The organism is Arthrobacter sp. Leaf337, from assembly GCF_001423745.1.
GTDB lineage: Bacteria > Actinomycetota > Actinomycetes > Actinomycetales > Micrococcaceae > Arthrobacter.
On sequence record NZ_LMPC01000027.1, the window covers coordinates 115029 to 141099 of the forward strand.

26 protein-coding genes are annotated in these 26071 nt (G+C 67.0%); 16 read left to right on the top strand and 10 right to left on the bottom strand.

Going from position 1 to position 26071, the window contains the following annotated elements; all coding sequences use genetic code 11:
- The first annotated feature begins 25 nt into the window (after positions 1-25).
- Together ASF98_RS17835 and ASF98_RS17840 are read left to right on the top strand one after the other, a co-directional pair.
- Entirely contained in the window at positions 26-964 is a 939-nt protein-coding gene (locus ASF98_RS17835) for a helix-turn-helix transcriptional regulator (protein ID WP_055804628.1), read from the top strand.
- On the top strand, positions 961-1848 hold the full coding sequence (locus ASF98_RS17840) for an SDR family oxidoreductase (protein WP_055804631.1): 888 nt from the start codon (positions 961-963) through the stop codon (positions 1846-1848). Before ASF98_RS17835 ends, ASF98_RS17840 begins: the two co-directional genes overlap by 4 nt.
- 52 nt (positions 1849-1900) lie before the next feature.
- On the opposite strand, the gene ASF98_RS17845 is transcribed toward ASF98_RS17840, so the two are convergent.
- Positions 1901-3061 (bottom strand): acetate kinase, encoded by a 1161-nt coding sequence (locus tag ASF98_RS17845; RefSeq protein ID WP_055804634.1) that lies wholly within the window; start codon positions 3059-3061, stop codon positions 1901-1903.
- A 123-nt stretch (positions 3062-3184) separates the two neighbouring features.
- Here ASF98_RS17845 and ASF98_RS17850 point away from each other — a divergent pair, with 123 nt between their 5' ends.
- Entirely contained in the window at positions 3185-3475 is a 291-nt protein-coding gene (locus ASF98_RS17850) for a hypothetical protein (RefSeq protein WP_055804635.1), read from the top strand.
- Between the two features lie 30 nt (positions 3476-3505).
- Here ASF98_RS17850 and pta read toward each other — a convergent pair whose 3' ends face one another.
- Positions 3506-5617, bottom strand: a complete 2112-nt coding sequence (pta, locus tag ASF98_RS17855) for a phosphate acetyltransferase (protein WP_055804641.1) — start codon at positions 5615-5617, stop codon at positions 3506-3508.
- A gap of 54 nt (positions 5618-5671) precedes the next feature.
- Positions 5672-6622, bottom strand: a complete 951-nt coding sequence (locus ASF98_RS17860) for a helix-turn-helix transcriptional regulator (RefSeq protein WP_082506920.1) — start codon at positions 6620-6622, stop codon at positions 5672-5674.
- Between the two features lie 133 nt (positions 6623-6755).
- Between ASF98_RS17860 and ASF98_RS24890 the strand changes: the two genes are divergently transcribed.
- Both ASF98_RS24890 and ASF98_RS17865 read left to right on the top strand, forming a co-directional pair.
- Entirely contained in the window at positions 6756-7010 is a 255-nt protein-coding gene (locus ASF98_RS24890) for a hypothetical protein (protein ID WP_235506071.1), read from the top strand.
- A 36-nt stretch (positions 7011-7046) separates the two neighbouring features.
- The gene (locus ASF98_RS17865; RefSeq protein ID WP_235506072.1) at positions 7047-8015 is read left to right on the top strand and encodes a Bcr/CflA family efflux MFS transporter; all 969 of its coding nucleotides are present in this window, start codon (positions 7047-7049) and stop codon (positions 8013-8015) included.
- On the opposite strand, the gene ASF98_RS17870 is transcribed toward ASF98_RS17865, so the two are convergent.
- Complete coding sequence (locus ASF98_RS17870; protein ID WP_235506073.1) at positions 7990-8544, bottom strand: PAS and ANTAR domain-containing protein; 555 nt, start codon at positions 8542-8544, stop codon at positions 7990-7992. The two genes, ASF98_RS17865 and ASF98_RS17870, sit on opposite strands and share 26 nt — an antisense overlap.
- Positions 8545-8800: 256 nt before the next feature.
- Here ASF98_RS17870 and ASF98_RS17875 point away from each other — a divergent pair, with 256 nt between their 5' ends.
- From ASF98_RS17875 to ASF98_RS17900, 5 genes are all read left to right on the top strand, one after another.
- Positions 8801-9166, top strand: a complete 366-nt coding sequence (locus ASF98_RS17875) for a hypothetical protein (protein ID WP_055804647.1) — start codon at positions 8801-8803, stop codon at positions 9164-9166.
- A 126-nt stretch (positions 9167-9292) separates the two neighbouring features.
- Entirely contained in the window at positions 9293-9823 is a 531-nt protein-coding gene (locus tag ASF98_RS17880) for a hotdog fold thioesterase (RefSeq protein ID WP_055804650.1), read from the top strand.
- Between the two features lie 16 nt (positions 9824-9839).
- Positions 9840-11174, top strand: a complete 1335-nt coding sequence (gene paaK, locus ASF98_RS17885; RefSeq protein ID WP_055804653.1) for a phenylacetate--CoA ligase PaaK — start codon at positions 9840-9842, stop codon at positions 11172-11174.
- Between the two features lie 545 nt (positions 11175-11719).
- Positions 11720-12325, top strand: coding sequence for a TetR/AcrR family transcriptional regulator (locus ASF98_RS17895; RefSeq protein WP_055804657.1), 606 nt, complete (start codon positions 11720-11722; stop codon positions 12323-12325).
- A 79-nt stretch (positions 12326-12404) separates the two neighbouring features.
- The gene (locus ASF98_RS17900) at positions 12405-13256 is read left to right on the top strand and encodes a DUF427 domain-containing protein (protein ID WP_055804660.1); all 852 of its coding nucleotides are present in this window, start codon (positions 12405-12407) and stop codon (positions 13254-13256) included.
- Positions 13257-13369: 113 nt separating this feature from the next.
- On the opposite strand, the gene ASF98_RS17905 is transcribed toward ASF98_RS17900, so the two are convergent.
- Positions 13370-13783 carry a VOC family protein gene (locus ASF98_RS17905; protein WP_055804662.1) on the bottom strand — a complete coding sequence of 138 codons (414 nt, stop codon included), beginning with the start codon at positions 13781-13783 and terminating at the stop codon, positions 13370-13372.
- Positions 13784-13993: 210 nt separating this feature from the next.
- Positions 13994-16105, bottom strand: a complete 2112-nt coding sequence (gene paaZ, locus ASF98_RS17910) for a phenylacetic acid degradation bifunctional protein PaaZ (protein ID WP_055804665.1) — start codon at positions 16103-16105, stop codon at positions 13994-13996.
- 150 nt (positions 16106-16255) lie between these two features.
- On the opposite strand from paaZ, the gene ASF98_RS17915 reads away from it, so the two are divergent.
- Both ASF98_RS17915 and ASF98_RS17920 read left to right on the top strand, forming a co-directional pair.
- Positions 16256-16714, top strand: a complete 459-nt coding sequence (locus tag ASF98_RS17915; RefSeq protein ID WP_055804668.1) for a PaaI family thioesterase — start codon at positions 16256-16258, stop codon at positions 16712-16714.
- 88 nt (positions 16715-16802) lie between these two features.
- Positions 16803-17510: a DUF4397 domain-containing protein gene (locus ASF98_RS17920; protein WP_055804671.1), complete on the top strand. Its 708-nt coding sequence runs from the start codon at positions 16803-16805 to the stop codon at positions 17508-17510.
- Between the two features lie 78 nt (positions 17511-17588).
- Here ASF98_RS17920 and ASF98_RS17925 read toward each other — a convergent pair whose 3' ends face one another.
- Positions 17589-18182, bottom strand: a complete 594-nt coding sequence (locus ASF98_RS17925) for a ferritin (RefSeq protein ID WP_055804674.1) — start codon at positions 18180-18182, stop codon at positions 17589-17591.
- A 234-nt stretch (positions 18183-18416) separates the two neighbouring features.
- Between ASF98_RS17925 and ASF98_RS17930 the strand changes: the two genes are divergently transcribed.
- The 3 genes from ASF98_RS17930 (at position 18417) to ASF98_RS17940 (ending at position 21219) form a co-directional block, all read left to right on the top strand.
- The gene (locus tag ASF98_RS17930) at positions 18417-18992 is read left to right on the top strand and encodes an RNA polymerase sigma factor (RefSeq protein WP_055804677.1); all 576 of its coding nucleotides are present in this window, start codon (positions 18417-18419) and stop codon (positions 18990-18992) included.
- Positions 18979-19851, top strand: coding sequence for an anti-sigma factor domain-containing protein (locus ASF98_RS17935; protein ID WP_055804678.1), 873 nt, complete (start codon positions 18979-18981; stop codon positions 19849-19851). Before ASF98_RS17930 ends, ASF98_RS17935 begins: the two co-directional genes overlap by 14 nt.
- Positions 19852-19998: 147 nt before the next feature.
- Positions 19999-21219 carry a globin domain-containing protein gene (locus tag ASF98_RS17940; protein WP_055804681.1) on the top strand — a complete coding sequence of 407 codons (1221 nt, stop codon included), beginning with the start codon at positions 19999-20001 and terminating at the stop codon, positions 21217-21219.
- A 24-nt stretch (positions 21220-21243) separates the two neighbouring features.
- On the opposite strand, the gene ASF98_RS17945 is transcribed toward ASF98_RS17940, so the two are convergent.
- Both ASF98_RS17945 and ASF98_RS17950 read right to left on the bottom strand, forming a co-directional pair.
- The gene (locus ASF98_RS17945) at positions 21244-23700 is read right to left on the bottom strand and encodes a trypsin-like serine protease (RefSeq protein WP_055805100.1); all 2457 of its coding nucleotides are present in this window, start codon (positions 23698-23700) and stop codon (positions 21244-21246) included.
- Positions 23701-23719: 19 nt separating this feature from the next.
- Positions 23720-24433, bottom strand: a complete 714-nt coding sequence (locus ASF98_RS17950) for a tyrosine-protein phosphatase (RefSeq protein ID WP_055804683.1) — start codon at positions 24431-24433, stop codon at positions 23720-23722.
- A 195-nt stretch (positions 24434-24628) separates the two neighbouring features.
- Between ASF98_RS17950 and ASF98_RS17955 the strand changes: the two genes are divergently transcribed.
- Entirely contained in the window at positions 24629-25447 is an 819-nt protein-coding gene (locus ASF98_RS17955; protein WP_082506922.1) for an SGNH/GDSL hydrolase family protein, read from the top strand.
- On the opposite strand, the gene ASF98_RS17960 is transcribed toward ASF98_RS17955, so the two are convergent.
- Positions 25444-26052: a GNAT family N-acetyltransferase gene (locus ASF98_RS17960; RefSeq protein ID WP_055804688.1), complete on the bottom strand. Its 609-nt coding sequence runs from the start codon at positions 26050-26052 to the stop codon at positions 25444-25446. The two genes, ASF98_RS17955 and ASF98_RS17960, sit on opposite strands and share 4 nt — an antisense overlap.
- Between the last annotated feature and the right edge of the window lie 19 nt (positions 26053-26071).

Below are 26071 nucleotides of genomic sequence, written 5' to 3' on the forward strand. Positions count from 1 at the left end.
GGGCGGCCTGCGTAGCGTTGTGGATGTGGACAGAAAAGACGAAATCCGTGAGTTCCTGATGTCGCGTCGCGCGAAGATCAGCCCGGAGCAGGCCGGCATCCCGAACTACGGGGAGCTGCGGCGGGTGCCGGGCCTCCGCCGTGAGGAAGTGGCGCAGCTCGCCGGGGTAAGCACGGACTACTACACGCGGCTGGAACGCGGCAGCCTCCGCGGCGTCTCTGACTCGGTGCTTGAGGCCGTGGCCTCCGCTCTTCAACTGGACGACGCCGAGCGGACTCACCTGATGGATCTGGCGCGGACTGCCAACTCTCCCTCGCGGGTGGAGTCGCGCAAGGCACCCCGCCGGCCCACGCAGCAGCGGGTCCGTCCCGGCGTGCTGCGCCTGCTGGACGGTATGACCGGAGTGGTGGCCATTGTGCAGAACGGCCGGTCCGACGTGCTGGCAGCCAACCTGCTGGGCCGCGCGCTGTACTCGGAGGTGTTCGACTCCCCCGCATCATCCGGTCCGGACACTCCCGGCCGGCTGCCGAACCAGGCGCGCTACCTCTTCCTCGATCCGCGCGCAGCTGACCTGTACCCAGATTGGCGGGCGATCGCGGCCACCACAGTCGCGATGCTCCGGCTGGAAACGGGGCGGAACCCCCACGACCGGGCGCTGAACGAGCTGGTCGGTGAGCTGACCACCCGCAGCGGACTGTTCGCCGCGTTGTGGGCAGGGCACGACGTGCGGATCCACACCACCGGAACCAAGCGCTTCCACCACCCGGTGGCCGGGGACCTGTCCCTGCAGTTCGAAACCCTGCACCTCCCCGGCGACGAGGGACAGACCCTGTTCACCTTCACCGCGGAGCCGGGCTCCGCCTCCGAAAACGCGCTGGCATTCCTCGCCAGCTGGGCGGCACCGCCCGCCGACACAACCACCAAACCCGAAACATCCACACGGAAAGACAGCACAACACAATGACTGAACAGCACGACACCACCACCGCGAACACCACCGCCGGGAACAGCACCGCCGGGAAAAAGGTCTGGTTCATCACCGGCGCCGGCCGCGGCATGGGCACCGACATCGCAAAGGCGGCGCTAGCTGCCGGCCACGCCGTGGTCGCCACCGGCCGCAACCCCGAAAAGGTCACCCAGGCCGTTGGCGAAAACGTGCATCTGCTGGCCGTCAAGCTCGACGTCACCGACCCCGCCGACGCCGTGGCCGCCATCCAGGCAGCAGTGGACCACTTCGGCCGGATCGACGTCCTTGTGAACAACGCCGGCAACTTCTACGCCGGGTTCTTCGAGGAAATCACCCCGAAGGACTTCCGGGCACAGATCGAAACCACCATGTTCGGGCCCATGAACGTCACCCGCGCGGCCCTGCCGGTGATGCGGGCGCAGCGCTCGGGCCTGGTGGTCACCATCTCGTCGACGGCAGGCATCGCGGGCGGGGAGTTCCTGTCCGCATACGCTGCCTCGAAGTTCGGCGTCGAGGGCTGGGCGGAGTCCCTGGCGCCTGAGGTGGCCCCGTTCGGCATCCGCACCATGATCGTGGAACCCGGGTTCTTCCGCACCGAACTGCTCACCCCGGAATCGACAAGCTACGCCGAATCCACCATTGGGGACTACGCCGAGCGCACCGAACAGACCGTGGCCGCGTGGAAGGGCATGAACGGGCTGCAGGGCGGCGATCCGGCCAAGCTCGCCGACGCCCTCATCCAACTGGCCGAACAGGATGAACCGCCGCTGCGCTTCGCGGCCGGAGCCGACGCCGTCGGCGTGTTCGAGGCCCGGGCCAAGGCTCTCCAGGACCAGGCCGACGCCCACCGCGAACTGTCCAGCAACCTCGCCCACGCGTAGGAAGTGAGAGAGCGTCCCGGGAAAGGCAACCAGAAGTGAGAGAGCGTCCCGGTTAGGAAGCGGAATGCACGACGGCGGCGGTCGCCTCCGCGATGGCGCGCTCCTCGTCGGTGGGAACCACCAGGACGGGGATCAGCGACTCTGGCGTGGAAATCACGCGGGGTTCCTTGGACCGCTCACTGTTCAGCCCGGCGTCGAGCTCTATGCCCAGCGCCCCCAGCTTGTCCCCCACCAGCGTGCGGAACTGGTGTGAGTTCTCGCCGATGCCGGCGGTGAACACCAGCGCCTTCGCCCCGCCGACGGCCACGTGGTAGCCGCCGATGTACTTGGCCAGCCGGTAGGACGCGACGGCGAGCGCCGTGGCCGCGCGGGCATCGCCGGCTTCGGAGGCCTCCACCACGGAACGCATGTCGTTGTTTCCTGCGAGGCCCTTGAGCCCGGATTCGCGGTTGAGCAGGGAGTCGATGTCCTCCGTGGACCAGCCGGCCCGGCCCAGGAACACGAGGATGGACGGGTCCAGGTCGCCCGAGCGTGTGCCCATCACCAGGCCCTCCAGCGGGGTGAAGCCCATGGAGGTGTCCACGGACTTGCCGCCGCGGATGGCCGTGACGGAGGCGCCGTTCCCCAGGTGGGCGATGATGCCGTCGAACTCTTCCACCGGAAGGTCCAGCAGCGCTGCCGCCTGGTGCGAGACATACTCGTGCGAGGTGCCGTGGAAGCCGTAGCGGCGGATTCCGTGGTTGGTGTACAACGAGTCCGGCACCGCGTAGCGCCATGCGAGCTCGGGCAGGGTGCGGTGGAAGGCGGTGTCGAACACGGCAACCTGCGGCATGTCCGGCCACTTCTTGGCGATGGCGCGGATGCCCAGGACGTTGGCCGGGTTGTGGAGCGGGGCCAGCGGGTTGAGCCGCTCGATGGCGCGGGTGATCTCGTTGTCGATCAGCACCGGCTCGCCGAACCGCTCACCGCCGTGCACCACGCGGTGGCCGACGGCGTCCAGCTTCCGGTCCCCCAGCACCTCGTGGATGGCGGCGTCCACCTGCTCCAGCGCCTCGGCATGGTCGCGCGGGCCCTCGATCTCGCCGTCGCCTTCACCGCCGTTGCCCATGCCGATCTTTTCGATCAGCCCCTCGGTCAGGACACTGTGGGATGCCACGTCCCGCACCTGGTACTTGAGCGAGGACGAACCGGAGTTGATGACGAGGACGAGCACTGGGCCTCCTAAGCCGTAGCTGCTGCGGTGGTCGGTGGAAGTTCGATCGTAGCGCCATTGCGTCAGCCGCGGCGGGCGCTTAGAGTCGGCGGACCAATGGGACAACGCACGGAGGGCTTTTCCATGACTGACAGCACCACCCAGCCGGACAGCACCGGGGACAGCACCGCACCGGAGAGCGCGGGACCTGCGGGCAACGCGCCGGACACCGGGTCAAAAAAGAAGGATCCCACGGGCATTGAGGGCGCGAACCCGGCCCTGGACGATACAGGGAACGTCAAGGCCGCCGAGGTGGGCGAGTCCCCCGAGCCGCCCGAGAACGTGGAGGACCTGGACCTCACCCCCGCCGGCTTGGCCGATGAGCTGGCCAAGCCGGAAGACCCGGACAGCCCGGCCGAGCCGGAAAACAGCTGACCGGAGAACAGCTGACCGGACAACAGCTAGCTACGCGTGCGCGGCCGCGGCTGCCGGTTCGGCGGCCGGTTCCACTGACTGCGCCTGCACGGCCGTGATGGCCACCGTGTTCACGATGTCCTCCACGGTGCAGCCGCGGGAGAGGTCGTTCACCGGCTTGCGGAGCCCCTGCAGGACGGGCCCGACGGCGACCGCCCCCGAGGACTGCTGCACCGCCTTGTAGGTGTTGTTGCCGGTGTTGAGGTCCGGGAAGATGAACACGGTGGCCTGCCCGGCGACGGACGAGCCCGGCATCTTGGACTGCGCGATCGCGGCGTCCACGGCGGCGTCGTACTGGATGGGGCCTTCGACGGCGAGGTCCGGGCGGCGTGCCTTCACCACTTCGGTGGCCTGCCGGACTTTGTCCACCGCCTCCCCGGTCCCCGATCCGCCGGTGGAGTAGGACAGCATGGCCACGCGCGGTTCCACGCCGAACTGCGTGGCGGTCTCCGCTGAGGCCAGCGCGATGTCCGCCAGCTGTTCGGCGTTCGGATCCGGGTTGACGGCACAGTCGCCGTACACCAGCACCCGGTCCGGCATCAGCATCAGGAACACCGAGGAGACGATCTTCACGCCGTCGCGGGTCTTCACGAACTCGAGCGCCGGGCGGATGGTGTGGGCGGTGGTGTGCGCGGCGCCGGACACCATGCCGTCCACCACGCCCAGCTGGACCATCATGGTGCCGAAGTAGCTGCCGTCCAGCATGACCTCCAGTGCCCGGGCCAGGTCCACGCCCTTGTGCGCACGCAGCTCCGCGTACTTCTCGGCGAACTGCTGGCGCAGCTCGGACGTGGCGGGATCCACGATCTTCATGCCCGACAGGTCGATGCCCTGCGTGGAAGCCAGTTCGCGGACGTCCGACTCGTTGCCCAGGATGGTGAGGTCGCAGACGTCCCGCCGGTGCAGGATTTCCGCGGCGCGCAGGATCCGCACGTCGTTCCCCTCGGGCAGCACGATGTGCCGGCGCTGCAGCCGTGCCCGTTCGATCAGGTCGTGCAGGAACCGCAGCGGCGTCATCCGCTCCAGCCGCGGCAGGTGCAGGCGCTCCACCAGCTCGGCCTCGTCCACCCGTTTGGCCCACAGCCCGACGGCGGAGGCCACCTTGCGGCGGTGCCCGGACCAGATTTCGCTGCGGACCTCGGAAACGCGCTTGGCGGTGGTGTAGGTATCGTCCGGGCTGGCGAACACGGGGAACGGCGCCTGAGCCAGCAGTGAGTAAATGTTGGGGTCCGGGGCCAGGCCGCCGGTGAGGATCAGCGCAGACGGCACCGGGAATTCGGGCGAGAACGACGACGCCAGGCACGCGACCATCACGTCCGCACGGTCACCCGGGACGATCACCAGGGCGCCGTCGTCGAGCACGTGCAAAAAGTTGGCCACACTCATGGCCGCCACCTTGATGGAGTGGACGTCGCGTTCCATGTCCTGCCGCCCGGCCACCTGGCGGATCCCCAGGGCCGTGGCCACCTCGCCGGTGGTGGGCCGGGCAATGTCCTCCAGCTCCGGGAAGACGTATACGGGCCTACCGGAAGCGCCGGGCTTCACGGCGGCAACGATTCCGTCCACGTCCTCCGGGTCGGCACGGTTCACCATGATGGCCAGCAGGCTGCAGCGTTCCGCCGCCAGTTCCTTGCGGGCAACCTCGACGGCGTCAGCCGCCTCCGCGACGGTGCGCCCCTTAGCGCCCACCACGGCCACGATCGAGGCGGCCAGGTTGTTGGCGAGGCGTGCGTTGAGGTCGAATTCGACGGCGGCATCCTGGCCGGTGAGGTCGGTGCCCTCCACGATCACCACATCGCAGTGGCGGGACATGTCGGCGAAGATCTCCACGCAGCGGGCGTCAATCTCCGCCCGGTTTCCCTCCGCCAGCAGGGAGCGGACCTCGGCGAACGTCAGGCCGCCGCGGCAGCGGTCGTCGTCGAGGTCGAACCGGGCTTTCATCAGGGCCACCATGGGGTCCGAGGCGGCGTCAGCGCCGTGGACCACGGGTTTGAAGAAGCCGATGCGGTCCGCGTGCCGGTGCAGCGTGTCCGCAAGCCCCAGCGCTATCAGCGACTTACCGGATCCCGGTGTGGTCGCGCTGACGTAAATCCCCTTGGCCATGATCCGCCCTTAGGTAGTGACGTGGTGGTGCTCCGTCCCTCCATACTTCCACGGTCAGGACCGCTGGACATCCCTGCTCTGGGGTTGCGGCTCGGAGGCCGTGCGGACCGGCGCCCCGGGCTGCCCCTGGGCCGGCCCGACGGCGAGCTCACGGATGTGTTCGGTGGCGGCCCAGCTGGCCAGCAGCCGCAGCCGTTCATCCGACGGCGATCCCGGCACGGCCGGGTAGACGGTCAGCCTGAAACCGGGGTCCTCGGCGAGATCCATGGCTTCGTACGTGAGCTCGAGCTCCCCCACCACCGGGTGGTGGAACATCTTGGTGCCGGCGTAGTGGCGGCGGACGTTGTGGGCTGCCCAGCGGGTGCGGAATTCTTCGCTGCGCGTGGACAGTTCCCCTACGAGGTCCGCCAGGCGTTTGTCGAAGGGGTTCTGGCCGCTGTAGGTCCGCAGAAGGGCCACGTTGGTGTTGGCGGCCAGATCCCAGTTGGGGTAGAAGTCCCGGGCTTTGGGATCAAGGAAGATGAACCGGGAGTGGTTGGCAGGCCGGGCGGGACTGCGGTACATCTCGGAGTACAGGGCATAGCCGAGCTGGTTGGCCGCCACAATGTCCATGTGCTGGTTGCCGATGAAGGCCGGCGCTGCCGTGATGGCGTCCAGCATGAACTGAAGGGGCGGGCGAACGGTCCCGCTCTGGAGGGGCCGCTGCTTGGTCCTGCTGGACGCGCTGGAGGCCCTGGCAAGGTTGTAAAGGTGGTCACGTTCCGCTTCGTCCAGCTTCAGGGCCCTGGCGATGGCGTCGAGGACACTTTCGGAAGTCCCGGACAGGTTCCCGCGCTCGAGCTTCGTGTAATAGTCCACACTGACCCCGGCGAGCATGGCGACTTCTTCGCGGCGCAGGCCGGGAACCCGGCGTCGTCCGCCAAAAAGCGTGAGTCCGGCCATTTCCGGAGAGATCTTGGCGCGCCTTGAGGCGAGGAACTCCCTCACCGCCATCCTGTTATCCACTCGTTCACGCTACACCGGGGCGGCGGGTCCTAGGGAGGTACTGCCAGAACCCGGATAAGGAGAGCCGTGGCTTGGAAGGGCGCGGCCGGGTTGAATGGAAAACCAAGCCCATCACCACTGGAACGGAGCCAGCATGACCGCCACCGGCGCCCCTGCACACGCCACTGCACCCGGACCTGCTCCCGCACCCAGACAGGCCGTCGGCCGGCCGCTTGCGGTGGTACTCGGGCTGTTGACAATCTTCGGTCCGATTTCCATGGACCTCTACCTGCCGGTCCTCCCGGCCCTCACCGCGGAGCTCCGCAGCACAACGTCCGTGGCGCAGCTGACCATCACGGCGTGCCTGCTCGGCCTGGCCATCGGGCAGGTGGTGGCCGGGCCCATGTAGGACCGCTTCGGCCGCCGGAAGCCACTGATCATCGGAGTGATCGCCTACACGGTCACCTCGGTGCTGTGCGCGCTCAGCCCCACGGTCGAAACCCTCATCCTCGCCCGGTTCGTCCAGGGCCTCGCCGGCGCTGTGGGCATTGTTATCGCGCAGGCCGCCGGCCGGGACGTCTACTCGGGCGGGAAGCTGATCCGCTACTACGGCCGCCTCACCGTGCTCGGCGGGCTGGCCGCCATCATCGGCCCCGTGATCGGCGGCCAGCTCGCGGCCGTCACGGACTGGCGCGGGGTGTTCCTTTTCCTCGCCGCAGTAGGTGTGGCCATCCTCGTCGCGTCCCTGGTGATCTTCCGGGAGACCCTCCCGCAGGCCCGGCGCCTCACCGGCGGCCTTTCCCACACCCTCAATGACTTCCGCCGGCTCCTGGCGGACCGGATGTTCGTCGGCGCCGTCCTGATCACGGGCTTCACCTACTCGGCGATCTTCGCCTACCTGAGCGGGGCAACGTACATCCTCCAGGGCATGTACGGGCTCTCCCCGCAGGGGTACTCGTTCGCCTTCGGACTGAACTCCCTGGGCTTCGTGATCTTCGGGTTTATCTCCGGCCGGCTGGCCGAGCACTGGTCCGAACGGGGAACCCTCGCCGTAGGCCTGGCCATGGCGCTCGCCGGCGCCCTGGGCCTGCTGGCCACGGCGCTCCTGCACCTGCCGCTGATCGCGATCATCCTGTCCCTGTTCACTATGGTCAGCGGTGTCGCCGTGACCAGCCCGCCGGCCACCTCGCTTGCGCTCAAGGAGTACCCCGACATCGCCGGCACGGCCTCCTCGCTCTTGGGCCTGGCCCGGTTTTCCTTCGGCGGCCTGGCGGCACCCCTGGTAGGCATCGGCGGGGCCAACGATCCGGTGCCTTTCGGCATCGTCGCGGCCGCCGCCGCAGCAGCGGCCGCACTCTGCCTGGGACTGGTCCGCCAGCGTCGAACGGTCAGCGGCGCGGGCGGGCCTGGCTGAGCTGCTGGATGAAGCGCCCCAGCGCGGTGACCTCCGAAGGGTTGTCAGCAAGTGCCACGAGGCCGCATGCAACACTGGCGAGTTTGATGTTGCTGCTGTTGCTGTAGGCGGTCAGCAGTTGGAAGGCCTCATCCGATCCGATCCCGAGCCGGCCCATGAGGATGCCCTCGGCTTTCGCGATGGTGCTCCGGGTAGCCATTGCGCCGCGGACGGCTTCGCGCGCGGCCAGCTCCGTCTCCCGTTGGATTGTTGACGTCAGGTCCAGCATGACTCCCGAGATCGTCGACACCTTGCCGGCCTCGTCCAGCGCTGCCTCCCCCGCCGTCAGCACTTTGCGCTCGCGGGACGCGGCATCGATCAGGCGATGGTAGATGGCAACATGACCGCCATGTGCGAACAGTTCGTTGCTGACCTCTTGGATTCGCGGCAGGTCAGCAGGGTGCTTGTGCGCCATCGTCAGCTCCATTGTTGGAACGACGTCACCGCGGCGGTAGCCGTGGATGCTGTAAACCTCGTCCGACCACGTCATGGCCCGGGATTTGGCATCAAAAACAAACGTCCCGGCCAACAAGTTTGACGCCCCCAAAGCACTTGAGTACGTCCGCGCCTGCCCCAAAATTCCGCTCATGGCGTCCCCTGTCATGGGTCGGCTTCCCCCGCCTCCGATCGTACGCCGATCGCGCCTGATTCCTAAGGTTCAGCCCTCACCGGCGGAAAACTGATATTCCCATTCCAGTTCGGGATCAGCGAGGCTATGCTCAGCAGACGCATGATCAGGAGGCTCCGTGAACCCGTTCAAATTCCTGGCGGCCCTGCCGCAGCCCGTGAAGACCTTTTACATCCTGTTCTTCATCGTTTTTATGGTCACCTTCGTCTCAGTTCCCCTGGGCGCCAGGGATGTTACCCGCTGGGCGTCCGGTGCCCTCGGCGCCGTGGCCATCCTCCTTGGGCTGAGCCTGCTGACGAATCTGAACGGATCCGCAACCGCCATGTCGAAGTACCTGAAGGAATCCAAACCGATGGGCGTCGACTACTCCGGATCGTTTCTGGCCAGTCCCGCATATGCCCGGTTCTTCGGCGGATTCTTCGCCGTTGTCGGCGGGATGTTCGTGTTCACGTCCTTGACCAGTTCCGAGATGTGGGGCAGTTAGCCGGACCGGAAAGCACCCCCAAACGCCCTCGCACTACCGCCGGAAACACCAGCGGCTCTTGACAGCATGCCCCAAAATGGGATTACCTAATGAACATTCGGTAAATAAAGCTGGAGGCAATGACGCATGGCTGAAGCAACACTCTCCGGGGCCACCCACCCCATCCTTGAAAACGACTATGCCTCTGAATGGATGGGCATCGAAGTCCTCAAAGTGGACGACGGTCACGCCACCATCCGCATGACCCTCCGGCAGGAAATGCTCAACGGCTTCGGCATGGCCCACGGCGGAATGATCTTCGCCTTCGGCGATACCGCATTTGCCCTGGCCTGCAACCCGGCGGGCCCGCCTGCCGGCACGGCGGGAGCCGACGGCGACACGATCACCGTGGCATCCGGCGTCGACATCAATTTCCTCAAGCCGGCCTTCACCGGCCAGGTGATCACCGCCGTCGCCAACCGACGCGCCCATGCCGGCCGCAGCGGACTCTACGACGTCCAGATTTACGCCGCAGACCCCCACACCGCCGCAGGCACCAACACCGACGCCCCCGCAGGCACGAACGCCGGCACTGCCGCCGGCAGCGCTAATGATGAAACCCCGGGCGAGCTCATCGCCGAGTTCCGCGGCCGCAGCCGCACCATCTCCAAGAAATAGAAACAGGGACCCCCAGATGACCCTCCACGCCACTGAACCAGCAGCTGCCACCGACGCCGTGCTGGACCGCGAAGAAACGATATCCCGCGACGAGCTGGAGGCATTGCAGCTGAGCCGCCTCCAGCACACGGTCGCCTACGCCTATGACCGCGTGCCACTGTACAAGCGCAAGTTCGACGAGGCCGGCGTCCACCCCACCGACCTCCGCGAACTGGCCGACCTGGGCAAGTTCCCCTTCACCACCAAGGAAGACCTCCGCCTGGAGTACCCCTTCGGCATGTTCGCCGTGCCGCAGCACGAGGTGGCCCGCATCCACGCCAGCTCCGGCACCACCGGCCGCGCGACGGTGGTGGGCTACACCAAGAAGGACCTCGCCGACTGGGCCAAGCTGGTGGCACGTTCCCTCCGCGCCTCCGGCGTCCGCCCGGGCATGAAGGTCCACAACGCCTACGGCTACGGCCTGTTCACCGGCGGCATGGGCGCCCACGCCGGCGCCGAGGCCCTGGGCTGCACGGTCATCCCGATCTCGGGCGGCCAGACCGAACGCCAGATCACCCTCATCCAGGACTTCAAGCCCGACGCGATCCTGGCCACCCCCACCTACCTGCTGACCATCGCCGACGCGATGATGAAGCAGGGCATCGACCCGGCCTCCACGTCCCTCAAGTACGCCGTGCTGGGGGCTGAGCCGTGGACCGAGGAAATGCGCCACGAGCTCGAAACCACCATGAACATCAAGGCCTGCGACATCTACGGCCTGTCCGAGGTCATGGGCCCCGGCGTGGCCGGTGAAGCCGTGGAAACCCAGGACGGCAGCCACATCTGGGAGGACCACTTCCGCCCCGAGGTCATCGACGCATTCGACCCCACGAAGGTCCTGGGCGACGGCGAACACGGGGAACTGGTGTTCACCTCGCTCACTAAGGAAGCGCTGCCCATCATCCGGTACCGCACCAAGGACCTCACCCGCTTGCTCCCCGGCACCGCCCGCCCCGCGCACCGCCGCATGGGCCGCATCACCGGCCGCAGCGACGACATGATCATCCTGCGGGGTGTGAACCTGTTCCCCTCGCAGATCGAGGAAATCGCGCTGCGCATCCCCGAGCTCAGCCCGCACTTCCAGCTGGAACTGACCCGGCCCGAGGGCCAGCGGATGGACCAGCTCACGGTTAAGATCGAACGCCGGGAATCCGTCTCAGTAGAGGGCGTGGCCTCGGCCGCCAAGGTCCTGCAGCAGCAGATCAAGATCCACGTCGGGTCCTCCTGCACCGTCAACGTCGTCGAGCCCGGGTCGCTGGAGCGCTCAAACGGCAAACTCCGCCGGATCTACGACCTGCGCCCGAAGGCATAGCGCGAACGTACACTTGCGGCCCCACCGGGCAGCAGCCACGAAGGGTCCGGGTCCCCCCGGGCCCTTTTGGCGTGCCCGGGCCACCGGCTCCTACTGGCCCATCGCCGTGTACATGATGGTCATCGTCGGCATTTCGCTGGTCCAGGCGATCAAGGCCCCGGAGACGAAAGACCGCGACCTGACCCTGGAGGAGAACGCCAGCTAGGGCGGCGCTCACCCTTCATAAAGCGCCCGACGTCGGAAGGTCACCGACATGGGGAAGGTCCCCGGCTGCTGCAGCCGGGGACCATCCTTTTACGGGAGGCATTCAGTGCACTACTGCCAATGCGCGACAGCGCTGTGACGTGCCGATGGCTAACCGCCAGCCGGGCAGCCCAACGTGCCTGATCCCGTCCCGATCCTTGAAACTTTTGAGCCAGAACCGGCTCCGCGCCGATAGTTCCTCTACAAGCTTTCTAGCACCGGGGCACGGCGCAGGCAAGGGATTTCTGGTCCATGACACCGATTGCGCCTAATAACCGAACGTTCATGAGAAAATAGCCGGTATGTCCACAACTGATGCACCCACCAAGCGCGGCCGCCCCGGATACGACCAGCAGTCGGTGCTGCAGATCGCCGTCGAGGTCTTCAACCGCCACGGCTACGACGCCACGTCCATGGGCATCCTTGCCGAAAACCTTGGTATTTCCAAGTCGGCCATCTACCATCACGTCCCGTCCAAGGGCGACCTCCTCAAGCTCGCCCTGGAAGAGGCGCTGGGCGGACTGGAGGCCATCCTCGAGCAGCCGCAGGCCCAGACCGGAACGGCCGAGGCCCGGCTGGAGTTCGTGCTCAGGCGGACGATCTCCGTGCTGGTGGAACGGCTTCCGTTCGTCACGCTGCTGCTGCGCCTGCGCGGCAACACGGACATCGAGCGTGACGCCATGGAACGCCGCCGCACCTTCGACCACAAGGTGGCTGCCCTGATCTCCGCCGCCCGCGATGAAGGTTCCCTGCGCGCGGACATCGATCCCCGTACGGTTACGCGCCTCCTGTTCGGCACCATCAACTCGATCGTCGAATGGTACAAGCCCGGCGGCTCGCTCTCCCCCGAAAAGCTGGCCGACGACGTCATCACAATGGCATTCAAGGGGCTCAGCGCGCCACGCTGACGCTGTTCTCGCCCACATTCTCCCGGCGGCTGCGAGGGCAGTCATTGACGCCGGGAATGGCGGCGACCACCCTGTAGTCATGGCCACGAAGTTATCCGAAGTCATCTTCGGCACGTTCCCCCAATTGCGTTACCAGCCCACTCCCAAACGGGTCCGGGCCATGGTGGACGGGAACGCCGTCGTCGACACTTTGTATGCGCTCCTGGTGTGGGAGCCCAGGCGCGTTACTCCCATGTATGCCGTGCCCGAGGTGGACCTTCAAGCCGAACTCGCGCCACCGAAGCAGCAGCCGGGCCAGATTGCGGAACACGGTTTCAGGCTCGGCCGGGACGGACCGCATGGATTGGATCCGCGCACGGGTTTCGGCCGCCACACAGCGGACGGTGAGGAGTTCGACGTCGTGACCTCCGGGGCGAGGCTGCCCCGTGCGGCCTTCCGGCCGGCCGACCCCGACCTCGCCGGACACGTGGTGCTGGATTTCAACGCCTTCGAATGGCTGGAGGACGACGAGGAGATCATCGGCCACCCCCGTGATCCGTTCCACCGCGTAGACATCCGGGCGTCGTCTCTCACCGTTGAAGTGAGGCTCGACGACGTCACGCTGGCCACCACGAACGCCGCCCAACTGCTGTACGAGACCATGCTGCCGGTGCGCTACTACATCCCGCCCGCGGACGTCCTCCTGGACATCATGGAGCCCAGCCCCAAGAAGACGGTGTGTCCGTACAAGGGGACGGCGAGCTACTGGACCTACCCGCACTCCGAAACCGGGCGGAACATCGCTTGGATGTACGACCAGCGGTTCCGCGATGCCGCCCAGATCCACGGGCTGGTGAGTTTCTTCAACGAACGGGTGGACGTGACGGTGGACGGCGTCAGGCAGGAGCGGCCGGTTACACCGTGGTCCGCGACGCCGCCGGAATCGCCGTGAGGCCGAGTGGTCCTTGATCACCCTGAAGCAGGCAAAAAGATAGGGCGTCCCGCTGAGCCGGGACGCCGGTCCTCTTCGCCCTGGCCGGCTTGGTCACCGGCAGGGCCACAGGGCTAGAGCTGGTACTCCGCCTGCTGAATGCCGAGGGTTTCGTGAACGCAGAGAATATTGTTCTCGGTGTCCATGAACCATGCGCATTTTTCGGAATCGGTAGTACAAATGTGGTGTTCGCCAGTCTTCAGATCAGGGCGATCGTAATCCTGGAACCGGACGCCGCGGGCTTCCATTTCATCAACGGTCCGCTCGATGTCCCTGACCTCAAAGCTCAGCGTGGTGTGCTCGGAGTGCCTGCCATCCTTCACTGGCATCAGCTGCAGCATGGGGCCGTCGCCGCTGCCAAACAATTCGCTTCCGTCATCTGCCACGCCGCGATGAGGCAGTCCGAGTGTTTCCGCGTAAAAACGACGGGCGCGCTCTTTGTCATCCACGGGCAGGACGGTTGTGGCTGTGTTCAATACTAGGGTCATTTCGCCACCTCCTACGCAAAAAATTCTACGCCGGGGCAGGGCGGAAAGATCTTACGAAACCCTCTCTCACATCCTGCCGCCCAAACCCTGACGCTCTCTCACCGGTGAACTGGTCCACCGGGGTGAGAGAGCGTCGGCGGAAAGGGCGCAAGAAGTGAGAGAGCGTCCGGGGTGGGGACTACTTTTCGAGGCTGTTACTTTTCGACGCTGCTACTTTTCGACGAGGGTGAGGACGTCGTAGGTGGCTACGATTTCGTCGTTCTGGTTGGTGAGGACGGCGTCCCAGGCCACCTCACCGTACTCGTCGGTCTCGCGGGGGGTGATCTTCTTGGCGGTCAGGGTGACGCGGATCGAGTCGCCGGCGGCCACCGGGGTGATGAAGCGCAGGTTCTCCAGGCCGTAGTTTGCCAGCACCGGGCCCGGAGCAGGCTCCACGAACAGCCCGGCGCCCCAGGCCAGCAGCAGGTAGCCGTGCGCCACGATGCCCGGGAAGAACGGGTTGGCCTCCGCAGCCTCCTGGTTGGTGTGGGCGTAGAAGGTGTCGCCGGTGGAGTTGGCGAACTTGGTGATCTCCTCGAGGGTGACTTCCCGCAGCCCGGAGCGGACCGCATCGCCGATGTGCAGGGTGCTCAGGTGCTTCCGGAACGGGTGCTGGCCTTCGGTCTCCAGCGTGAAGTTGCGGTCCGCGCCGGTGTGCCAGAGGCCCGTGACGGCGGTGAGCATGTTGGGCGAGCCCTGGATGGCGGTGCGCTGCATGTGGTGCATCACCGAACGGATGCCGCCCAGTTCCTCGCCGCCGCCGGCGCGGCCCGGGCCGCCGTGGACCAGGTGCGGCACCGGTGAACCGTGGCCGGTGGAGCTGCGGGCGTCCTCGCGGTTGAGCATCAGGACGCGGCCGTGGTGGGCGGCGATCCCGGTGACGAGTTCGCGGGCAACCTCGGGATCGTTGGTGCACACCGAGGCCACCAGCGAGCCGCCACCGCGGGCGGCGAGGCGCACGGCGTCGGCCAGGTCGGTGTAGCCGATCACCGACGAAACAGGACCGAAGGCCTCCAGGGAGTGGACTTCCTCAGCTTCGGCGTCCGCCCAGCTGAGCAGCACCGGGGACATAAAGGCACCGTCTTCGACGACGGCCACTCCCCCGTCCGCTTTGGTCACCTTGGGCGAATCGAGCGTGCCGTACGCGAGCTCGCCGCCGGCGTCGAGCATTGCCTGGACAGCGGCCCGGACGTCGGCCAGCTGCTCAAGGGAGGCGAGCGCACCCATGGTGACGCCCTCGGCGCGGGGATCACCCAGCACCACGCGTTCCTCAATGCGGGCACCCACGGCGGCAACGACGTCGGATACCAGTTCGCGGGGCACGATGGTGCGGCGGATGGACGTGCACTTCTGGCCGGCTTTGACGGTCATTTCGGTGACCACGGACTTGATGAAGGCGTCGAACTCCGGCGTGCCCTTGACCGCGTCCGGGCCCAGGATGGCGGCGTTGAGGGAGTCGGTCTCCGAGGTGAAGCGGACGCCGCCCTTCACCACGTTCGGGTGCGACTTCAGCGAGTTGGCGGTGGAGGCGGACCCGGTGAAGGCGACGAGGTCGCGGTAGTCGAGGTGGTCCAGGAGCGTGCGGGCCGATCCGGAGATGAGCTGCAGCGAGCCCTTGGGCAGGATGTTGGACTCCACAATGGCCTTGACCACGGCCGCAGCCACGTAGCCCGTGGGAGTCGCCGGCTTGACGATGGTGGGGACGCCGGCGATGAACGCGGGCGCAAACTTCTCCAGCATGCCCCACACCGGGAAGTTGAAGGCGTTAATCTGGACGGCGACGCCAGGGATACGGGTGAAGATGTGCTCACCGGCAAAGGAACCGTCCCGGGAGAGCACCTCCATGGGACCGTCCACCACCACCTGCGAGTTGGGCAGCTCGCGGCGGCCCTTGGAGCTGAAGGTGAAGAGCACGCCGATGCCGCCGTCGATGTCCACCATGGAGTCGATCTTGGTGGCGCCGGTCTGGGCGGACAGCTCGTAGAAGTGCTCGCGGCGGGCGTTCAGGTACTGGGCCAGTTCCTTGAGCTTCAGGGCGCGCTGGTGGAAGGTCAGCGTGCCGAGTTCCGTCTGGCCGGTGGTGCGTCCGTAGTCCACGACGTCGGCAAGGTCCAGTCCCTCGGTGCTCACCTTGGCGAGGAGCTCGCCGGTGCTGGCGTCCAGGACGGGGACTGCGGAAGCCGCGGCGGCGGCGTCGGGCGTCCACCAGGCGTCCCGGACGAAACTGGGAACGGTCTCCACAGTGTCCAGCGAGGATTTCGGAGCAGTTGCAGTGGTGGTCATCGTTGACGGGTCCTTCCAGCGGGGGCAAGATCATCACGGCCAGTGCATTACTGACCGTCCGTTCGGTAATATGTCTACAGTACATGAATGTGCCGTGCTGCACACTAGCCTGTTGCACACTGGGAAGACCCGACGAAAGAGAAGTGGCCCATGCAGCCCGAAACCGGCAGCGCCGAACTGTGGAAGATCACGCTCGGCGAACTCGACGAGAAGATGGGCGTGAAAATCGTCGAGGAATCCGTGGAGCGCGTTGTTGCCACGATGCCCGTCGAGGGCAACCGGCAGTCGTTCGGGCTGCTGCACGGCGGCGCCTCACTGGCCGTGGGCGAGGCCGTGGGGTCCTGGGCCGCCGTGATCCACGCCAGCACCCTGGGCAAGACTGCCGTGGGGGTGGATGTGTCCGCCACGCACCACAAATCAGCGCGCGAAGGCCAGATCACCATCACGGCCACGCCCATCCACCTGGGCGGAACGCTGACCACGCATGAAGTACTGCTCACCAACGAGGCCGGCCAGCGCCTGTGCACCCTCCGGATCACGAACCTGCTGCTGGACCGGAAAGGCCGTGCAGGGACGGACCGGAAGGGCCGCGCGGAAAAAACTTCATGACTTTGCATCCAAAGAGGGGCTCCCGCCGGTAGTAAAGGCGTAAGCACAAACACAGCCCGACACCGGGCGTCCCTCTGAGGAGTTTGAAATGCGCAAAACAACCTACGCCGCCGGAGCACTGTCGCTCCTGGCTGCACTGACCTTCGCGACCCCCGCCCAGGCCGGCGGCTGGAACCACGACGATGCCCCCGCGAAGCTCTCGGTCCTGCACGGCGTGCCCGGCCTGACCGTGGACGTGTGGGTGGACGGGAACCTCACCCTGGATGACTTCACTCCAGGAACCCTCGCGGGCCCGCTGGAGCTCGCGGCCGGCGAGTACGAAATCGCGGTCACCGCCGCGGACGCCACCAGCGCCGACAACCCGGTGATCGGGCCGGTGGACGTTGAACTCGACAGCGGCGGCAACTACACCGCGGTGGCCCACCTCGATGCCGACGGCGGCCCCACGGCCACGCTGTTCACCAACGACACCAAGGCTCCCCGCAACGACAACAAGGGCAAACTGACGGTGAGGCACGTAGCCGCGGCGCCCGCCGTCGACGTCCTGGCCGGCGGAACGGCAGTGATCGAGGAACTCAGCAATCCGGACGAGGCAACCCTGAAGCTCGAGGCCGGCACCGTTTCCGCGTCGGTTGCCGCGGCCGGGACCACCGATCCGGTGATCGGGCCGGCTGACGTGACCGTCGAGGCCGGCAAGAACACAATCGTCTACGCCTGGGGCAGCCTGGCCGACGGCACCCTGGACGTGGCCGTCCAGGTCGTTGACTCCGAGGACCGTGGCTGCGGCCGCGGCTGACGCATCCCCGAGTAGCAACGCATCGCTAATATCCATCACCGGCGGGGCCGCCTGAACGGGCGGCCCCGCCGGTGTGCTTCAGAGCGCTCCGCCCGCCGCTTCCGGCGTTCCGGAGTCATGGCCTGCGCCGCCATGGCCGCCGCCGTGCCCGTGGTGGCCGCCGCCCCCGCCGCCGTGCCCGCCGCCGGCGTCCCCTACCCGCTCACGGGCCAGGAACATCTCGACGTCGAACATGTTGTCCGCCCGGCGAGCGACGTTCAGGAGCGTGGACATGGATGCGACCTCTTCCACCTGTTCCTTGAGGAACCAGAGCATGAACTGTTCGCCCAGGGGGTCGTTTTCCGCCCGGGCCGCGGCAAAGAGTTCCTTGATGCGGTCCGTGACTTCAATTTCCTGGGCCAGGGCAAGGACCAGGGGTTCTTCCGCCGAGGTGAAATCATTCCTGACCGGCTCAACTCCCGGAATCGAGATCCTGATGCCGCGGTCCAGGATGTACCGGACCATCATCATCGCGTGGTTCCGTTCCTCGAGCGACTGCCGGTAGAAGTGCTTCGCAAGCCTGGGCAAGTCCTGCCCGTCAAACCACGCGGCGATGGCGATGTACTGCTGGGATGCCGCGAACTCGTTGCCCACCTGTTTGGCGAGCAGGTCATTGAATGCTGTGGTGCTCATGGGGCTCTCCTGGAATCGGGGTTCAGGGCTGAGGACCTGCGGCACGGAGGCTCTGCTGGGCCCGGGGCTGCCGGAGGGCCTTCTTTGAGCTTGCTCCGCTGCGGCGGCGGCGGTCAAGACCCCGCTCCCTGGCGGGCTCCCAGGCGGAGGCTCCGGCCCGCTCTCTGGCGGACCGTCAGCGGGCACGGCATAATGTGGTTCCACAGGTCTCACTGCCGCTCGAAGGAGCCATCGATGACGCCTGCCGGCCCGCATGATTGGGACGCCGCTCTCGATCATGCGTTCGCGTCCGGCAAAGAAGCGGCTCTCGCCGAGGCCTACCGGCGCCTGAGTCCGCTGGTGTACACCCTGGCGCTGAGGTCGCTGGGGGAACGCTCAGCGGCCGACGACGTCACGCAGGAAGTCTTTATCCGCGCCTGGAAATCGCGCGCCAGTTACCGGCCGGAAGCCGCCCGCCTGCCCGCCTGGCTGGTGGGGATCACCCGCAACGCGATTTCCGATGCACTGTCCGCGCGGATGCGCCGGCAGGAGCTGGAACACGCCGCCGGGCAGTTCGTGGGTGACGACCGGGTGGCCGGGCCGCCGGCAGCCGACGTGGAAGCCGTGGCCGACCGCATAACCTTGGAGGAAGAGCTGGACCGGTTGGGCGATCCACAGAAGGCGATCATGAAGCTGGCGTTCTACGAGGACCTCACGCACGACCAGATTTCGTCGCGCCTTCAACTGCCCCTTGGTACGGTCAAGAGCCACATCCGGCGCAGCCTCTCCCGGATGCGGACCCGCCTGGAGGTGGGCCATGAAGCATCTTGACGACGAGCAGCTGAGCCTGATGGCCCTGGGCGAACCCGCCCTGACCCCCGCCGAGGCGGACCACCTCGCGTTCTGCAGTGAATGTTCCGGCACCCTCGCGGCCCTGGAACGCACCGTGCGCGCCGCCACGGTGGATCCCGCCCGGGTGGAACTGGCCACGCCCGGCCCGCGCAACTGGGCAGCCATCCATCAGGCCCTGGGCCTCTCCCCCGAACAGGCGGAGGACCCGTTGAGCCGGCAGGGCGCCGCGGGCAGCACGACGACGACGGCGGGCTCCGCGACGCCGCTCACCCCTCCGACGCCGCTCCGTCCCCGGACCGAAGGCACGGCGGCAGGCTCCGCAGGAGAGGCTGGTTCCGCTGGATCCGGGTCCCCTCGGACCGGCGCGGGTGCCCGGCGCTGGGTGGCGATGGCAGCCGCCGCAGGGATCGTAGTGGGCGCGGCCGCAGTGTGGGCCGGCTACAACGTCCTCGGTCAGGGCCCGCAAGCGGGTCCCTCACCCTCGCCCACTGCTCCCCAGCCCGTGGTCATCGCCCAGGCTCCGCTGCAGCCGCTGGCGTCCTACACGTCCACCGGCAAGGCCCTGGTGGAGGAGCTTCCGGACGGCACGCGACAGCTGGTGGTCCAGCTCTCCGACGGCCAGATCAGCGGGTTCCGGGAGGTCTGGGTGATCTCGCCGGACCTGTCCAAGCTCGTCAGCCTTGGCGTGCTGGACGGTGAGCCCGGCGTTTTCGCCCTCCCCGCCGGACTCGACCTCGCGGAATATCCCATCGTGGATGTGTCCAACGAGCCGTTCGACGGCAACCCCGCGCACTCTTCGGACAGCATCGCCCGTGGTGAACTGGCCGCGGAAAACTAAGCCGCACGCCGTCGTGCCTTACACCCGTTCTCCCGTGCAATGAAGGGCCGATCGGCCCGGAAGTGGAACGGCCGGGACTGCTACGTTTGCTGTGCCGAGCGACGAAACACCGCCTGCACTAACCGGCAAGACCGGAAGGGAACAACCATGCTCTCAGACACTGCATCTCCTGTCATCAAGGCGACGCTGCCTGTAGTTGGCGAGCACATCGAGGAGATTGCCAAGCGGTTCTACAAGCACATGTTCGAGGCGCGTCCGGACCTCCAGGACGGCCTTTTCAACCGGGGGAACCAGGCGGACGGCCGGCAGCAGCAGGCGTTGGCGGGGTCCATTGCCGCGTTCGCCGGGTTCCTGGTGGACAAACCCGATCAGCTTCCGGACCATCTGCTGTCCCGGATCGCCCACAAGCACGTCTCGCTGGGCCTGGCCCCGGACCAGTACCAGGTGGTCCACGACCATCTGATGTGGTCCATTGTGGACGTGCTCGGAGATGCCGTGACTCCCGACGTGGCCGCCGCCTGGGATGAGGTCTACTGGCTCATGGCCAACATGCTCATCAACAAGGAACGCGGCCTCTACAACGCCGTGCACCTCTCGCCCGAGACGATCTGGCGGACCTGGCGCGTAGCCCGGCGGATCCAGGAAACCGACGACGTGGTCACGTTCATCGTGGAACGGACCGACGAGCGGGACGTCAAGCCTTCCCTGCCGGGGCAGTACGTCACCATCAAGATGCTGATGCACGACGGCGTGCACCAGCCGAGGCAGTACAGCCTCACGAAGGCCGACGACGGCCACCACCGGCAGTTCGCGGTGAAGCGCGTCCATGGATTGCCGACACCCGACGGCGAGATGTCCAACCTGCTCCACAACGAGATCCATGAGGGTGACGAGGTGGTCCTCTCGGCACCGTTCGGTGACGTGGTCCTCGAATACACCGACCGGCCGGTGGTCCTGGCCAGCGCGGGCATCGGCATCACCCCGATGGCCGGCATGCTGTCCCATCTGGTGAAGTCCGGCTCCCAGCGCCAGGTCGTGCTCCTTCACGCGGATGACACGCCGTCGTCGTTCCCGCTGCGGGCCCAGGTCACCGAGGACCTGGCGAAGCTAACGGACGGGTCGTTGAACACCTGGTTCCTCGAGCCCGGTGATTCATCCGCCGCTTCCGGAACCGAAAGTGCGCCGGCGTTCAAGGGGTTCATGGATGTCAACGCGGTGGAACTGCCGGACGACGCCGAATATTACCTCTGCGGCCCCCTGCCCTTCCTGAAGTCCGTCCGGAGTTCGCTGGTTGCCCGGGGTGTACCGGCCAAGGACATCCAGTACGAGGTCTTCGGTCCGGACCTCTGGCTGGCCGACTTCCAATAGCTTGGAAGACGGCTGCGGGACGGCTCAGCGGCGGGAGCGCCGCCTGGCAAGGACCAGCGCGGCGCCGCCGAGCAGCAGTACGCCTGCCCCGACGCCGGCCGCAGTGAGCAGGCCGTCGGCGCCGGTGGCCGGCAGCTGACCCGAAACGCCCGCCGGGGTGATCGCGGCGGGAACAATCACGGGCGCCGGGTCAACCACGAAGGTGAGGTTCACCGGCGCCGAGGCCACGCCGTCGACCGTCTGGCTGACTGCAAGCGTGTGGGCTCCGGCCCCGAGCCCGGCCGGAACCGGCGAGCTCCACGTGCCATCCGCTGCGGTCTGCACTGCTGCGGCGCCGTCCACTGTGACGGTCACCGCCGCGCCCTTCAGCGCTGAACCGGTGATCCGCTGGGGAACCGCGTCGTGGGCGAAATGCTGGCCGTTCTGGATGTTCGCAACCGCGGGCGACGGCGGCACTACCGTGAACGTCCGGCTCGCCGCCGGGCTGTCGGCGGCGCCGCCGGCGGTCTGCACTGCCGTGACGGTGAACGAGCCGAACCTTGCGGGACCGGTGACGGGTACAGTCCAGGTGCCGTCGGGCCCCACCACCGCCTCCCCGGTGGCGTCACCGGAGAGCTCCACCCTGGCACCGGGAGTTCCGGTCCCTGCAATGCGCTCGAGTGCCGTGAGTGCTGCGGCCTCTCCGGGCGTCGAAATGACGGGTGCCGGCAGCTCGGCCGGCAGCACCGTGACGTCGAACGAACTGGCGCCGGAATGGCTGAAACCGTTGACGGTTTCCGCGGTAAATTGCAGCCGGCCCGCCGGGGAGGGAGCGGTGAACTGCCACTGTCCCGAGGCGTCCACGGGGACGTCCATCGGCGCCTCGCGGGGCATGGTGATGCGCACCTTCGAGCCAGCCGCTACCGCGGAGGCCGGGGCCGCAGGGACCTGCCCGGTGATGGGCTGGCCGAGCGCCACTCCCGTACCGTCGGCCGGACTCGTGAGTGAGGGTTTGTTGAGGAACAGCTGGAGCTGGACGCCGGGAAGCCGGGTCATGGCGTCCTCCAGGGTGGTGGCCACGGCGAAGTTGTTAATCGGCTGGCCGGGAACCACCTGGTCCCCCGCGGAGTGTGTGCCGACGGCGAAGTTGCCGCTGATCCAGGGTCCGCCGGAGTCGCCGCCGCTGGACTGCACGGAGGTGGACAGGAAACCGCGGAAGGCCCGGAGGTCGGCCGGATCCTTGGTGAACCCGCCCACGACGTAGATGCCCACCTCGTCCACGGTGCCGCAGGACCAGCCGGCGGTACGGCCGGAGCGGCAGACTGCCTGCCCCGGCGACGGCGAGGCGGTTCCGATGATCTTCACGGCCGTGGATCCGGGATCCGTGGGTGCGTCCCAGCGGCTGGCCGCGGGCTGGACCTCGACGCCGGGCCGGATGCCCTCAATGACCGCGATGTCCGTGCCCACGTTTCCGGGGTTGGCTTCGTCGCCGGTGATCCAGGAGTTGCCCGGGCCGCCGAACTGGCTGAAGCCCAGGGTGCCGAGCAGGTTGTTTGCCGGTGATGCCGGACGCTCCACGTTTGCCGTGGTAACGGTGCCGTCTTCGGTGCAGTGGCCTGCGGTGAGGACCAGCGGCTCCCCTTCCGGGCTGTAGGCGCCGTAACCGGCGGAGCAGATGACACCGGTGTTGAGGACATAGCCCTGTCCGCCGAAGAAGTCCTCCTCCGGCGCTAGCGGTGCGCCCTGCTCCAGCCGGACGTTGGTGTAGCGCGCCACGAATTCCGACGGCGAGGGCGAAGCCGCTGGGGTTCCGGGAGCCACGGTGTTCGCCAGGGTGCCGCCGGCCTCCGGCTGGTTGGTGCCGCCGGTGCGGATCACGAAGCTGCCGTTGGCGTAGGCCACTGCCTGAAGGCCTTCGGCACCCACCTCGCGGACGTAGTCCTTGAACAGCTGGTCGGTGCTGGCCGCGACACGTTCCGGGGCGGCCGGCTCAGGCTGCGCAGCGGCGACAGTCTGCGCGGATGCCGCAGTCGTCGTGGCAGCCACCAGCACAAAATCGCCAGGTCCGGCCGCATTCAGTTCAGCCACCCGGGCTTCAAGCTCGGGGCCGCCCCCTTCGACCACAATCCGGCCGTCGTTCAAGCTGATCCCCACATAGCCGGGCAACGCACGCAGGGACGCAACGGCGTCGGCCGCGCGTTTGCCCTGGTCACCGGCCGCGTTGAACTGTTCCAGCGTCATGCCCAGGTCGCGGAGAACGGCCTCCGTCAGGCCTGCGTCGCTGATGACCGGTGCGGAACCGCCCGGGGCGGGCGCTGCCGTGGCAGGCGCCGACGTCGAAACGGGCGCTGAAACGGGTGCGGAAACCGTAGGATCGGGGACCGGCGTACCGGACTCCGCGACGGCGGGAACCGCGAGGAAGGTGGCGCCGAACGCCAGGGAAGCCGTTGCGGCCAGTCCCAGGGCGCGGTTGAACGGATGCCGGCCGGAATGATGCGTCAAGGTGTCCCCCATAGTGTGTTCACGTCGTCACCCTGCTTGCCAGCCGCGACAGGATGGCAGCCAACTCGGCCGGGGTGATCCCGTGCCGCAACAGGTAGTTTCGGGTATCCAGGCCCCGGACGAATTTCAGGGCTCCGCCGCCGCGTTTCTCCAGTAGAGGCACCAAAGTGTCCTCATCCAGGTAGCGCTCATGTTTGTGGGGCGGACCGACTGTCCGGTGGCGTTCGTTGATGCCCCGCATGGCAGCCTGGTAGCCGGCCACGATCTCGTGGTCTCCGGCACCGGTGAGATCCTGGAGCATGGCGGCGATCATTCCGCTGCGGTCCCGCCCGGCCGAGCAGTGGATCACTACGCCGGCGGGGGCCGCGGCTATCGCCCTAAAGACGGCCGCAAGTTTGTCCGGGAACAGCCGGGCGTTGGCCGCGTAGCACGCCGGATCGTTCAAGTAGGGGAAACATAGTTCTTTGAACTCCGGGTGGTGCGGGTCCTCGGTGGGGGCGTGCACCACGTCGAACGACGCCAGCACCTCCGCGCTCACCTCGGGGTCGGTGTCCCTCAGCCCTTGTTCCGACGGGTTCCGGAGGTCGATCACGGTGCGGACACCGTCGTCGTACGCCTGTTTCCAGCCCGACTCGGTGACCCATTCCCGGCGCCCCATGCGGAAGACGCTGCCCGAAATGCGCCAGGCATTCACGGCTCCGTCCCAGTGCACGGGCTGTCCAGGCTGTTCCATCCAGACAGCTAACCACAGACCCCCGACATCCGGCACGCGTAACGGCTGAAGATTAGAGTGGCGTCCGGCAATAAACGGGTACTCCGGCCCGTGTCCGGCGGGCAGGCGTCAGCGTAGCGTTGGGCGTACTTGCGGCCTGGCCGCGGCCCGTGGCTCCGCAGCCCCGGTGCACAGTTCAGAACAAAGGGGAAACTGATGAGTGACCGGAAATTACGACGGCGGCGCGCGGCATTCGCGGCCGGTTTGGCAACACTGGCGCTGGCTCTGGGGCTGGCGGTGCCGGCTGAAGCCGCCCGCCCGACTGCCTACGTTGCATTGGGCGATTCATACGCCGCCGGGGTGGGAGGGGGCTCGTATCAGGATCTGGATTGCTACCGCAGCGAGAACGGTTACCCAGCCGAAGCAGACGAGAGCAAGTCCGTCCTTCTGGCCGCCAATGCGGCCTGTAGCGGCGCGACCATAGCGGATGTCACTACGAAACAGTTGAAGAGACTGAACACCGGCATCACTCTCGTGACCATCACTGCCGGTGGAAACGACATCAATTCAACGGCCGTCCTCTTCACCTGCGTGCCTGACCCAGCATCCATTCAATGTGCTGAGGCCTTTGGATCGGCCGTCGCCATGATCGGCCAGGTCGAAGGCCGCGTGGTTGACATGGTGGAGGCCGTGCGTGCTCAAGCCCCCGAAGCGAAAATAGTCCTCACGGGCTATCCGTATCTGTTCGACCCCAGTAAGGGCACGACGCCGCAGGAAGTTGTTTTTATGACGACCGTCAATACTGCAATCACTGAGCTCAACGGAGCCATAGCCAGGGCGGCAGACACGTCTGAAGCAGAATTTGTCGACGTAACAGATGAATTCGCCCCCCACGCCTCAAACTCCCCTGTTCCGTGGATCAACGGCCCGGAAGCGGGCACAACCGAGGCCTTCCACCCCAATGCAGCCGGGTACCTGGGCTACTACAAAGCCTTGGACGCGGCGAACGCCTACGCGACGCCCGCCACGCCCTAGCGCTGCTTGGCCAGCCTGAACTCCAGGCTGGCCCGGACCATGGGCCACTCGTGCTCCAGGATCGAGAACACCACGGTGTCCCGGAGCTGGCCGTCGGCTGTCCTGGAGTGGCTGCGCAGCACGCCGTCCTGCTTGGCTCCGAGCCGCGCAATCGCTTCGCGGGACTGGTGGTTGAGCCAGTGTGTCCGGAACTCGACCGCCGGGCACCCCAGCGTTTCAAAGGCGTGCCGCAGGAGCAGCAGCTTGGAGTCCGGGTTGGTCCCTGTGCCGTGCGAAGAAGCCGCGTTCCAGGTGGAGCCGATCTCCACGCGGGGAGTGGCGGCGTCGATATTCATGTACGTGGTCATCCCGATCACGCGGCCGGGACCGCCGGTGGCCGGGTCGATCAGGCGCGCGGTGAACGGGAGCATGGCGCCCAGCTCCTGGAGTCCGAGCCGGCGGTCGATCTCTGCAGCCATGCCCTCCGGGGTGGGCACGCTCGTGTACCAGAGCTTCCAGAGCTCACCGTCCCGGGCAGCCTCCACCAGGCCGTCGTGATGCGCGTGGCTCAACGGCTCGAGGACGACGTGTTGACCGGTCAGCGTGATGGGTTCAATGGAAGTCACCGCACCATCCTAGGGCGCA

Excerpts from the sequence above, each read along its gene's own strand:
- ASF98_RS17895 (WP_055804657.1), top strand. The coding sequence starts at position 11,720 with ATGTCCACAACTGATGCACCCACCAAGCGCGGCCGCCCCGGATACGAC.
- pta (WP_055804641.1), bottom strand. The coding sequence starts at position 5,617 with ATGGCCAAGGGGATTTACGTCAGCGCGACCACACCGGGATCCGGTAAG.
- ASF98_RS17900 (WP_055804660.1), top strand. The coding sequence starts at position 12,405 with ATGGCCACGAAGTTATCCGAAGTCATCTTCGGCACGTTCCCCCAATTG.
- ASF98_RS17950 (WP_055804683.1), bottom strand. The coding sequence starts at position 24,433 with ATGGAACAGCCTGGACAGCCCGTGCACTGGGACGGAGCCGTGAATGCC.
- paaZ (WP_055804665.1), bottom strand. The coding sequence starts at position 16,105 with ATGACCACCACTGCAACTGCTCCGAAATCCTCGCTGGACACTGTGGAG.
- paaK (WP_055804653.1), top strand. The coding sequence starts at position 9,840 with ATGACCCTCCACGCCACTGAACCAGCAGCTGCCACCGACGCCGTGCTG.
- ASF98_RS17930 (WP_055804677.1), top strand. The coding sequence starts at position 18,417 with ATGACGCCTGCCGGCCCGCATGATTGGGACGCCGCTCTCGATCATGCG.
- ASF98_RS17925 (WP_055804674.1), bottom strand. The coding sequence starts at position 18,182 with ATGAGCACCACAGCATTCAATGACCTGCTCGCCAAACAGGTGGGCAAC.
- ASF98_RS17920 (WP_055804671.1), top strand. The coding sequence starts at position 16,803 with ATGCGCAAAACAACCTACGCCGCCGGAGCACTGTCGCTCCTGGCTGCA.
- ASF98_RS17850 (WP_055804635.1), top strand. The coding sequence starts at position 3,185 with ATGACTGACAGCACCACCCAGCCGGACAGCACCGGGGACAGCACCGCA.
- ASF98_RS17870 (WP_235506073.1), bottom strand. The coding sequence starts at position 8,544 with ATGACGTGGTCGGACGAGGTTTACAGCATCCACGGCTACCGCCGCGGT.
- ASF98_RS17880 (WP_055804650.1), top strand. The coding sequence starts at position 9,293 with ATGGCTGAAGCAACACTCTCCGGGGCCACCCACCCCATCCTTGAAAAC.
- ASF98_RS17915 (WP_055804668.1), top strand. The coding sequence starts at position 16,256 with ATGCAGCCCGAAACCGGCAGCGCCGAACTGTGGAAGATCACGCTCGGC.
- ASF98_RS17955 (WP_082506922.1), top strand. The coding sequence starts at position 24,629 with ATGAGTGACCGGAAATTACGACGGCGGCGCGCGGCATTCGCGGCCGGT.
- ASF98_RS17905 (WP_055804662.1), bottom strand. The coding sequence starts at position 13,783 with ATGACCCTAGTATTGAACACAGCCACAACCGTCCTGCCCGTGGATGAC.
- ASF98_RS17935 (WP_055804678.1), top strand. The coding sequence starts at position 18,979 with ATGAAGCATCTTGACGACGAGCAGCTGAGCCTGATGGCCCTGGGCGAA.
- ASF98_RS17840 (WP_055804631.1), top strand. The coding sequence starts at position 961 with ATGACTGAACAGCACGACACCACCACCGCGAACACCACCGCCGGGAAC.
- ASF98_RS17940 (WP_055804681.1), top strand. The coding sequence starts at position 19,999 with ATGCTCTCAGACACTGCATCTCCTGTCATCAAGGCGACGCTGCCTGTA.
- ASF98_RS24890 (WP_235506071.1), top strand. The coding sequence starts at position 6,756 with ATGACCGCCACCGGCGCCCCTGCACACGCCACTGCACCCGGACCTGCT.